The following is a 10,591-nucleotide window of genomic DNA, read 5'->3' as shown; positions in this document are numbered from 1 at the left end:
ACCCGCCTGCCGACGCAGAAAAACAACGCCATCGACGAGCTATTGCCCCACAACTGGACGCCGGCTATATCTGACAAGATGTGATGGCCAGACGCTTACGTCGCAGGTTCAGGGTCATCAGTTTATCCGCCTCGTCGCGGCCCTGCCAGGCACCGAGTATCTTCACGACCTAGTTGCCGGTTTCACATCGCCATTCGACCGAATCTCAAACCTATATCACCCCTGTGAACCAAGGCACTAACGGTGCCTTCCCTCCCATTCACAGAGGTATCTCCCCCATGAATGAACAATGCCCCAAGTGCCTGTCCGAACGGATCGGCAAGAACAACTATGGCAAGAAAGCTGCTGGTGTCGTCGGCGCTGCTGCCGGCGTTTATGGCGGCTATGCGTCTGCCATAGCAGGCGCCCGAACTGGCGCGATGGTTGGCGCCGTCGCAGGTCCAGTGAGTGGCATCGGTGGTGCCGTGATTGGTGGTTTGTTGGGCGGAGTCACTGGTGTTTCCGCTGGCATCATCCTGGGTGACGTGCTGGATGAGCAGGTGCTCGATAACTACCGCTGCCTGGAATGCGGTCACTCCTTCAGCAAAGAATCTGAGCCTGAAGACGAGAGTGCCGATAACCCCACTTCCAAATTCCCAAAGGAGTAACCCCATGGCCCATCTCATCGAGCAAATGGCCTACGTTGGCCAAACCCCTTGGCATGGCTTGGGGAATGAACTGACATCTAATCAACCACTGGAAGTGTGGGCCAGACAGGCTGGTTTGGACTGGCAGATTCAGGAAAGCCCTGTTCGCTACGTGACTAATGCCGAAAGCCCGCTGGGCGAGATCCTGTCTTACCCGGATTCCAAGGTGCTGTATCGCTCGGATACCAAAGCGCCGCTGTCGGTCGTCGGTAACCGCTTTAAGGTGGTTCAGCCGGAAGAGATACTGGAGTTCTACCGGGATCTGACTGAAGTTTCCGGTTTTGAGCTGCAAACAGCCGGTGTGCTGAAAGGCGGCCGAAAAATGTGGGCACTCGCTCGCACCGGTCAATCCGGCATGCTGAAGGGCAACGACCAAACCAACGCCTACGTACTACTGGCAACCGCCTGTGATGGCACCATGGCCACGACGGCTCAATTCACCAGTATTCGGGTGGTGTGTAACAACACCCTGGCTGTGGCCTTGAAGAATTCCACGGCCAATGCAGTGAAGGTGAAGCACAACACGGCGTTCGATGCGGACTTGGTCAAGAAGCAACTCGGTATTTCCGTTTCCGCCTGGGACGATTTCATGTATCGCCTGAAAACCCTGAGCGAGCGGAAGGTGAAAACCACCGAGGCCAGGAATTACTTCCTGAAGGTGTTCACCGACGATTCCGGTACCGGCGTTGGCAAAACCAACGAACGGTCCATGGCCAAAGCTCTGTCCTTGTATGAAGGGGAGGGCATGGGCGCAACGCTGGCTTCGTCGGACGGCACTGCCTATGGCTTGCTGAACGCAGTCACCGAGTTCATTGACCATCAGCGCCGCGCCAAAACCGTGGACCACCGGCTGGATTCCGCCTGGTTCGGTAATGGCGCATCCATCAAAAACCGCGCCCTCGAACAGGCCATGTCACTTGTGGCCTGAACCCAGTCTCACACACCTAAAACCGCCATAAAGCCCACCGGAGCCTCGTGCTCTGGTGGGCTTTTTTATGTCTGGAGGAAAACACCATGGGCATGAGCGCAAACGTACTTCCCAAGCAACGGTCAGCACTGCGGCTGGTCTCAACCAAAGGCCTCAGCCGTGACGAATGGCTGAAGGTCCGTAAACAAGGCATTGGCAGCAGTGATGCTGCGGCAGCGGTGGGCATGAACCCATACCAGTCTCAGCTGGAGCTCTGGATGGTCAAAACCGGTCGAGATGCCGGCCTACCAAAACCAGACTCGGATGATCCTGAATCACCGGTCTACTGGGGGCATATCCTGGAACCCATTGTGGCTGAGCAGTACAGCCGACAAACCGGGCGTAAGGTCCGGCGAGTGAATGCGGTGCTGCAGCATCCTGATCCGGACAAACACTGGATGATGGCCAACCTGGATTATTCCGTGGTGGCCGATGACGAAGTGCAAGTCCTGGAATGCAAAACCGCTGGTGAGTTTGGGGCACGTCTTTGGAAAGACGGTGTGCCGGACTACATCCAGTGCCAGGTTCAGCACCAACTGGCAGTCACCGGCAAGCAGGCAGCCGATGTCTGCGTGTTGTTGTGTGGGCAGTCACTCAAGATCTTCCGAATCGAGCGAAACGAAGAGCTGATTGAAGCGCTGATCACACTGGAACGCCAGTTCTGGGATTACGTGGAAACGGATACGCCACCCCCGGTGGATGGCACGGCGTCGGCGGAACGCGCGCTGCGCCATCTGTACCCCGAGGACCAGGGCGAGACCCTGGACTTCAGCGAAAGCAAGGAGCTGTCCGATGCTTTCAGCGAGTTGCTGGCGATTCGCTCTGAAATGGAAACCCTCAAGTCCACTGAATCCCACCTGAAGCAGCGCATTCAAAGCCACATGGGCGAGGCCTCCAAGGCCACGTTCCCGGGTGGCAGCGTGAGCTGGAAACGAAGCAAGGATTCTGTGGGCCTCAACGTCAAACAGCTACTGAAAGACCAGCCGGAATTGTTGGAGCAGTATCCCCTCACTAAGCCGGGCAGCCGCCGGTTTCTGATTCATGCCTAATGTCCCCTTGGCCACGTGGGTGGAACGAGCGCCCCGTGGCCCTTTTTCAGGAGAGCCATCATGATTAAAGGTTTAGCCATCACGCCTCCGGTGTTGGGGCGCATCAGTATCGGTCGGGTCGTTGAGAAGAACGGCATCCGGCTGCCACAAAAAGACAATCAATTCACCATTACCTCCCAGATCCAGGAAAAGGATGGCTGGGTACTGCATCCCCTGGACGAAGAGCTGAGAAAGGACGCGCCCAACAGCAAGCTGAGAACCATTCCGGTACGCATGCTGTTCAACGAGGCAGATCTCAACCTGCGGGCTGAGTACACGATGTTCGACCGCAAAAGCGGTCGGCCCATGTGTGTGGGTAACGGCGATACCTGCAAGCGGCTAACGCAGTCCGGAGTGCAGTCTTTGCCATGCCCGGGACCGACGCTCTGCGAGTTCGGAAAAGGTGGCCTGTGCAAGCCCTACGGCCGTCTGAACGTGAAGATCGGTGACGACGATGATCTCGGCACCTTCATCTTCCGCACGACCGGCTACAACAGCATCCGGACGCTTGCGGCCCGGCTGAGCTATTACCAGGCGGTGTCCGGTGGCTTGCTGGCTTACATGCCGCTGGAACTGAAACTGCGGGGTAAAAGCACGACCCAGAGCCGGCGAACGCCCATTTTCTATGTGGATCTGGTGATCAAGGAAGGGTTGTCATTGCAGGAAGTCGTGGCGAAAGCGAAGGAAACAGCCAACAAGGTGGCAGAGGAAGGTATTGATCAGGCCGCGCTGGATGCGGCGGCTGCCAAGGGATTTGGGAATGCGTTGTTTGAGTATGATGAGGATGAGATGACTGAAGTTGTGGAGGAATTTTATCCTGCAGCACCAGTCGGGCGTTCGACGGACAGTTCGGTAGTGGCCTCTAAGTTCAGGAAAGGTTTGGAATCTCAGCACTCGGTAGCAGGATAGAGACTGACGAGTGGCCCTTCGAGGTCACTCGTCAGAGTACTGGTGAATTTATTTTTTGTTTGAGACAGTGCTACCCGGGACATCAAGCATGATGCCATGGTATTCGCCTGAAATAAGTAGATTGCCGTTATAATTTGGCCATGGGTGATATTAAGCTCGGTGAGGTTACCCTCCATTTTAGGTTTGGGGGGGGATGGAAATGGAGGAGTCATGACGACAACGAGTGCTGGCGGTCAGATGGCAGGGTATCTCTGGCAGGCGGCAGAGGCATGCCGCCGCGCCTTGACAGCCCCAAATGATGTAGTCATTAGGGTCGAAGTAGAAGATGACTTGTCAGTGGCTACTATGGATGGTGCTATCCTCGCGTGCGAGCAGTTGAAGCATAGTGAACATAACAATGTCATTAGTGAAGACAGTCAAGTTTGGTGGCAAGCAGTCGACGCTTGGATTCGAGGACCGGCTCCCGAGAAGTCGAAGCTGCGGCTCGTGACAACGAGTGATCTCAAGTCGAACTCTTTACTTGCTTCATGTTACCAACCGACTGGGCTTGCTCCATGGGATTCATTACTCGAAAAAATGAATAAGCGGGCAGTTGAAGAGCCGAACAAGCACCTCGCGAGCAAAGGCGTCTACGTCCGCTGGAACAATTTGAATAATTCCAAGCGTGAATTGCTAACCCGTATTGAGATTGCTGGTGCTCAAAGCCGATTAGCGGCCAGTAATGATCTGTTGGAAGAAGCGCTTATGGATCGGGGCATCAGCCCCACAATTGTGCCACAAGTACGGCAGGCTGTGGTTGGCGCATTCATGAGTCGCTTAATGGCGTCTCTGGATTCCGGCGGTTTCGAAGTTACCGTAAAGGATGTGAATTCGGACTTGATGGAGGCATATGCGCGCAATGCTGAGCCAGGGTTCTACGAATTTCCGGATCTCAACTACACATATGAAGAAATCAAACACCTTCAGGTAAATCACCACCAGCATCTGATTCCGCAATTAGCAGCAATTGACCGAGACCAGCCAGGTACAATTTCACGTGCCTTAAATAATTGGTTTGAAGCTCGTGCCCGGCGTCAACAGTTCATGGACGGCGCTCCTCACGAAGTTCAGGATCTGAAACGTCACGATAGAGGCTTGGAGGAATATTGTCAGACTTTGCATGAAGAACACCTGCCAATTTCTGGTCTCGAGAATGCAAAAGCAGTTGGTCGTGACATCCATGCAGCTTGCATGAAGTATCAAGCGAAACTGGGGCGTACTGATCCTCCACTTCCGTTCACGCAAGGAAGCTATCACGAGATGAGCAACGCATTACTGTTGAAATGGAATCCGAGATACGGGGGGGAGGAATAGGTGCGGCAGTTCGTTGATACAGATATTCACCAAGAGCCGATGTCATCAGCAGTTATCTTGCACTGGTTAGCGGAAAGCCACGAGCAAGCTAGATCCCCTAGCGAGGGGATATTAATACCATGGGCAATGTTAAGCCTTGGATTAATTTCAACCGACGGCACTCTGACGTCCTTGCCTTTGAGGAAGCAAACACTTACGGGCTGGCTCAGAGGTGAAGGTGCGAGGAGCTGGCGAGCATATTCGAAGCAGACCATCATTGCTTGGAGAGAAACTTTTTGGAACGCTTGTGCTCACGGTGAGGTAGCCGGGATTGTGAGGTTGCATGAGGGGCGGCTAATCGCTAGGGGAAAAGTTGACTTGCCAAAGGCTGACAGTCGTTCTGCTTTTGTTCGCCGTGTCGCCCGTGCCGTTGGCGGGACACTTGGAGGAGAGCAAGATGATTTGCGCATTGCCAGCGCACTTGGACTGGAGTTTGTCGAATGACTTGGAGAATTAAGAGTCTGGTTCTTTACCAGCGCGGGGGAGCGGACCGTAGGCAACTAACCTTCAACCTTCATGGCGTGAATGTGATCACGGGGAATAGCCAAACCGGCAAGTCAGCGGTTTTGGATATTTTTAACTACCTCATGATGAGTCGGTCCTGTCCCATTCCCAAAGGTATCATTCGTCAAGCTGTTTCCTATGTAGGTGCGCACTTGGTTGGCCTTGAGGGAGAGCTTCTGATTGTTCGCCCGTTACCAGCTCCTGGGAGCAAGGTATCTACGCAGGGATGGTATCAACTGGGGGCTAATCTTGAATTCCCAAACGATCCTCCGAAAATGGTGGCGAATCGGGATCAGATACGGGACGTACTCTCATCATTTACGGGGATCTCCGGGGCGGCCGTGTTGTCGAATCCTAAACAGCCATGGGAGGAAGTTCTGGCGGAAGCAAATATTAGGCATGCCGCTCCGCTTATTTTTCAGCCTCAAGATGTGATTGCTAACCGTCATGTGAGTGTCCCGGGCTTAGATAGAGATGAGCATCGAAGGCATATGTTAGATGCATTGCCATTTCTACTGGGTATCGAGGATACGGAAATACTTGGCGCCCGAATAACTTTGCGAAAGCTGAAGTCCAATTTGTCGGCTCTGAGGATGAAGCGGAAGGAGCGAGAGAGGCTGAGGGCCAACACTTTTACTCGCGGCCACAAGCTGTGGTTAGAGGCCCAAGGTATTGGGTTACTTGATGGCGCACATCCGCAATCAGTTTCGGAACTATTGAAGACCTTGCGAGATGTTGAGATTGATGAAAATCGACGTTTTAACGTCGCAACAGCAACACCTGATATCAGCAAGCTGGAAGCTGATGAGCTTAGGTCTCGCGACGCGGTCCAAGAAGCCCGAAAACGGGTTAGAAGTTTACGTGATTTTGAACACAGGACCGCTGTTCATCAAGATGTTGTTTCTCGCCAGCTTAATAGGCTGAGTGTCTCAGAGCTTCTCCCGACCCCGGCTGAGAATGGAGTCTGTCCAGTCTGCGAGTCTGGAGATTTTAATCCAGAAAAGCACCGCGATCAGCTAGGGATGACACTCTCCGCTTTGACAGGTATCCGCGCTGTACCGCTGCGAGTGGACTCAAAAGCTCGCAAAGCTCGAGCGCGACTGGAGGAAGAGCTCGTGCAGCTGGAGGAGAGGCACGAACAGTCGCGGAGCATGCTCAGAAAAGCGATGATTACGATCTCTAAAAATTCTGAGTACCTAAAAGCGGACCGGGAAATTGAACGATTGCTTGGCCGAATATCCGAGTACATTCGCACGGTAGATGTTGGTGACATGAATGATGAAGAGGAGGATGCTGACTCGCTTATAGCGCAGATTGATGCTCTCCAGGAGAAACTCAATTCGGTTACGCCTCGTCGTAAAGCGGCGCAGAAAGCGATTGACAAGACAATGACTGAGCTCGCGCGCCGGATGGAGGTTGAGTTCAAGAAAGGCAATGCATCTATATCGGTAGAGGATCTATCCATCAGGGTCCAAATAGACCCAAACAGCGACGAGATGACTAGTTTAGCGGAAATAGGCAGTGGGGCTAATTGGGTCTGCTATCACTTGGCAGGAATATTGGCCATACACTATCACTTGGATCGTTTTGCTTGCCCGGTACCACGCACTCTTTTTCTCGATCAACCGAGTCAGGCATGGTTTCCGGAAGAGCTAAGAATAACGGATGAGGAGGGGGAACTGGCTCCCGGGGATGAAGAAGACAAAAGTAGAGTTAGGGAAATATATCGTGTACTGGATGAAATGACTTCCCAGGGGGAATTCTCCCAAATCATCGTGATGGACCATGCCAAATTCGGAGATAAGTGGTTTGACGATATGATTCGCTATGAGTGGCGACATGGTGAAAAGCTAGTGCCAGAGAACTGGATTGATGAACCAGCAAATACCCATTAAGTTGGCCTAAGCGTTTTTCTTCCGGGATGGCTGCCGCAGAGGGGCATTGGTTTCGCTCCGTTAGGCGGAATGGCCGCAAATCTAGACAAAAGGCGGTTTTATCTCACTGAGAGGTGCCCACCGGATCGCGGCTCAACCTGTCATAGCCTTGGTATGGCTGGTATAGGTTATGCCAAAAGTACTCGATGGCACCGTCAATCATCTCGTGAGTATCTGGAATGCTTTCAACTGGCCACTCCGCGCCACCATAGCGAAGCAATAGCAGCTTGTATTTTTCACACGCTTTAGCATTGAATCCGGCCGGCTTCATGCCCGCGTAAACCGCAAGGGCGTCCCTTGCAGTTTCTCCGCGCAGTTCACCAAACCCATTAACCCGACAACAATCTAAAGCCAGATCGAATTTCTTTTTGGCCGTGGAAAAATCATTCTTTGATAAGACGTGTTTCGCCTCGAACTGCAAAATGAAAGCATCGAAGCGGTCTGAGGGTGATGCGGCGCGAAGTTTCTCTAGAAGCCCTTCCACTATACTCTCCGTATTGTGGGGGCGATAACGCTTATCTGGATCGTTAAGGAATTGCCCCAAAAGGCATACGTAACTGTAAACCGTTTTCGTGCTTGAGTCTGCGATCTGAATCATCCGAGTCGCCGCTGCCATTCTCGTTGTTAAATTGGTTCCATCCATCGATGCCAGGTTATTAAGAGCAATCCAATTGTTCGTTTCTGGTATGACCTTGTGCAATTGCCCCCAGCTCTGAGCACTCAACAATCGCTCGGTCTGCTTCTCAACTTCTGCTGTTGTTTCTACGGACTCGATCTTTGAGGCCATTGTTTTTTTGAACTCATTCTCCGGAAAATTGAAGGGGGCCTCGTCTTCCAATGGCGCTTCTGGAAATGCTCTCAGAAAGTATTGATTGAGTCGGTTTGATAGCTGTTGGAACCCACATTCATGCGGAAAAACTGCTAGGTAGGTAGTTTGGGCGAGGAGCGGCCTTCTTTCCTGGAGTAGTTGAGCAAACAGCGACTTTTCCTCATTTTCAGTTGCGGTTTGGTCGCAGCAGTCAATTGTCAGGTTGTAGACGTCCTGGAAAATTGCGAGCACTTGCAGTGCTTTATTTGAGAGAGGGCAGGTCTCAAAGAGGTTTGCTGAGCCGCCGTGTAGGGCGCGATGTAAACGCTTATAGGTATCTTGCGCGGCTGCGGCGATGCGAAGTCTATGGCGTATCAGGGAAACTGAAGGGGGCGCATACCGGGCACAGAGCAATGAGTATGCATACCCTTTTCCTTCCCGGTTGACTTTGCCTGCCATCAACAATTCAGCGCCCTGGAGCCCGCCTATGGGAATTTGACGGCTGAGCTCTATTGCTGAAAGTCCCTTCCAACGAACGAAGTCGATGAACGTGGCAAGCTTGTCGTTCGCGCTCAAGTGTTCATGTCGCTCTAGTCCTCCCGGAAATTTGAGCCTCAATGAGTCATTGAAGTAGGCCTCGATCGTATTCATTTCCGGCACCGGGGCGTCCGTGAGCCAGCTTTTCAGCGTTTTTTGGATGGATTTGAAATCAGCAACGGCTTCGCCATCTTTGCTGAATACGGTATTCGACTCGGCCAGCACCGTTGAAAGATCATCGACGCTGCAATCCATCAGATCAAGAAGCCAGTGCAACGTTTTCTGAACTGGCATTTCCAGCACGTCAGGATTTTTGTCGGATGGTGAGGGCAGGTACCAGAATTCGCCTCCTGGCATCCCTTCATCGGTACGAGCTTGGTGATCCCAAAAGGCCAAGTGCCGTGCAAACCCCGGAGCATACACATGGGTAGCCAGCGTCCAGAGAATCTGCCGCATATCAGCTTGACCAACCCAGGTGTTTCGTTCCAGGAAATTGTTCAAGGTTTCCCAGTGCGCAAAGTTTATTCTCGCATCCCTTCTCTGATCAGCATTGAGGCCAAGCGCCCCCAGAATGTCGTTTGTGTAGTCGTGGATTGTTTGGAGCTGGTAATCAAAGCCTTTGCGAAATGACTCCAGTTGTTTGCGTTTTTTATCGGGAGGTCCAGCCTGGAATACCTGTCGAACAAACGCCAGTACTGATTCCATGGGTGGAATTGAAGCCACTTGAGAAGTCCTTTAATTTTTTGAGGGGGGTGGGAACTCGTTTTCCTCAGCAACGTGCCACAGAAATTTATTGTCTCTTCTTCACCCATAGAAGGAGAGTCAAAAATGCTGCAGTACAGTGCTCACAATCCGAAACAACTGGTCATCAACTGGCATCTGACAGAAGCCTGCAACTATTCGTGTCGATACTGCTACGCGCACTGGCAGCGCCATGAATCGGTGAAGGATCTTATCCGGCAAGAATACCAGATACATAAGTTGTTGTTAGAGCTCCGGGAGTTCTTTGATCCGATCAATTCGCGGAACCCGTTGGCATGGAAAATGGCCTGGTCGAATACGCGATTGAATATCGCAGGCGGCGAACCCCTGTTGTTTCCCTCTGTCGTCGAAGAGACCGTCAAATTCGCTAGTAGGGTTGGCCTCAAGGCCTCGCTGATAACGAACGGGTCGCTCCTTACAGAACGAATTGCCCGCAGAATCGGCGCAGGGTTAGAGGTCCTTGGTATCAGTATTGATTCGGCTGATGCCTTCAGCAATCAGCTCATCGGCCGCATGAATTCGCAAGGATCGTTTCTGGATATCAGACAGCTACAGAGTTCTGTCGAGGCGATTAGAGAGCGGAATCCGGCAATCAAGATCAAGCTCAATACGGTGGTAAACAGGGTGAACTGGCGGGATGATTTCTCGGATCTGGTAACGCTACTGCGACCGGATAGGTGGAAGATCCTTAGAGCACTGCCGGTAATTGATCAATCTATGACAGTCAGTGATGAGCAGTTCGGATCTTTCGTTGAACGCCATCAGCAGCGTCATCGCAGAATTGCGGTAGTTGAGGACAACCCGGACATGGTTGAATCCTACATCATGGTTGATCCTCAAGGTCGCTTTTTCCAGAACTCGCCATGTGACGCTGGTTACCAATACAGCCAGCCCATCCTTGATGTTGGTGTAGCGAAGGCTTTTGAACAGGTCAGCTTTGATGCTGATCGGTTTGTAGCTCGGTATGCCGGTGAAACCGGAGGTGCCGCATGAAGTTCTCCTTG

At 52.5% G+C, this 10,591-nt stretch carries 8 protein-coding genes; 7 read left to right on the top strand and 1 reads right to left on the bottom strand.

The window, feature by feature from the left end:
• Positions 1 to 278: 278 nt before the first annotated feature.
• The 6 genes from ACESMW_RS01290 (at position 279) to ACESMW_RS01265 (ending at position 7,441) form a co-directional block, all read left to right on the top strand.
• Positions 279 to 647, top strand: coding sequence for a hypothetical protein (locus ACESMW_RS01290; protein WP_372985278.1), 369 nt, complete (start codon positions 279 to 281; stop codon positions 645 to 647).
• 4 nt (positions 648 to 651) lie between these two features.
• Positions 652 to 1,614, top strand: coding sequence for a DUF932 domain-containing protein (locus ACESMW_RS01285; RefSeq protein ID WP_372985277.1), 963 nt, complete (start codon positions 652 to 654; stop codon positions 1,612 to 1,614).
• A gap of 86 nt (positions 1,615 to 1,700) precedes the next feature.
• Complete coding sequence (locus tag ACESMW_RS01280) at positions 1,701 to 2,702, top strand: YqaJ viral recombinase family protein (protein WP_372985276.1); 1,002 nt, start codon at positions 1,701 to 1,703, stop codon at positions 2,700 to 2,702.
• Between the two features lie 60 nt (positions 2,703 to 2,762).
• Positions 2,763 to 3,650 carry a hydrolase or metal-binding protein gene (locus ACESMW_RS01275; RefSeq protein ID WP_372985275.1) on the top strand — a complete coding sequence of 296 codons (888 nt, stop codon included), beginning with the start codon at positions 2,763 to 2,765 and terminating at the stop codon, positions 3,648 to 3,650.
• A 210-nt stretch (positions 3,651 to 3,860) separates the two neighbouring features.
• Positions 3,861 to 5,003 (top strand): hypothetical protein, encoded by a 1,143-nt coding sequence (locus ACESMW_RS01270; RefSeq protein ID WP_372985274.1) that lies wholly within the window; start codon positions 3,861 to 3,863, stop codon positions 5,001 to 5,003.
• Positions 5,004 to 5,482: 479 nt separating this feature from the next.
• Positions 5,483 to 7,441 (top strand): DUF3732 domain-containing protein, encoded by a 1,959-nt coding sequence (locus tag ACESMW_RS01265; protein WP_372985273.1) that lies wholly within the window; start codon positions 5,483 to 5,485, stop codon positions 7,439 to 7,441.
• 103 nt (positions 7,442 to 7,544) lie between these two features.
• Here ACESMW_RS01265 and ACESMW_RS01260 read toward each other — a convergent pair whose 3' ends face one another.
• The gene (locus tag ACESMW_RS01260; RefSeq protein WP_372985272.1) at positions 7,545 to 9,548 is read right to left on the bottom strand and encodes a hypothetical protein; all 2,004 of its coding nucleotides are present in this window, start codon (positions 9,546 to 9,548) and stop codon (positions 7,545 to 7,547) included.
• Positions 9,549 to 9,653: 105 nt separating this feature from the next.
• Here ACESMW_RS01260 and ACESMW_RS01255 point away from each other — a divergent pair, with 105 nt between their 5' ends.
• A complete protein-coding gene (locus ACESMW_RS01255) occupies positions 9,654 to 10,580 on the top strand; it encodes a viperin family antiviral radical SAM protein (protein ID WP_372985271.1) in 927 nt (308 codons plus the stop codon).
• The last annotated feature ends 11 nt before the right edge of the window (positions 10,581 to 10,591 follow it).

It is taken from the genome of Marinobacter sp. (assembly GCF_041690455.1).
Taxonomy (GTDB): domain Bacteria; phylum Pseudomonadota; class Gammaproteobacteria; order Pseudomonadales; family Oleiphilaceae; genus Marinobacter.
The sequence above is the reverse complement of the archived record's forward strand: the minus strand, read 5'-3'. Positions and strand labels throughout refer to the sequence as shown.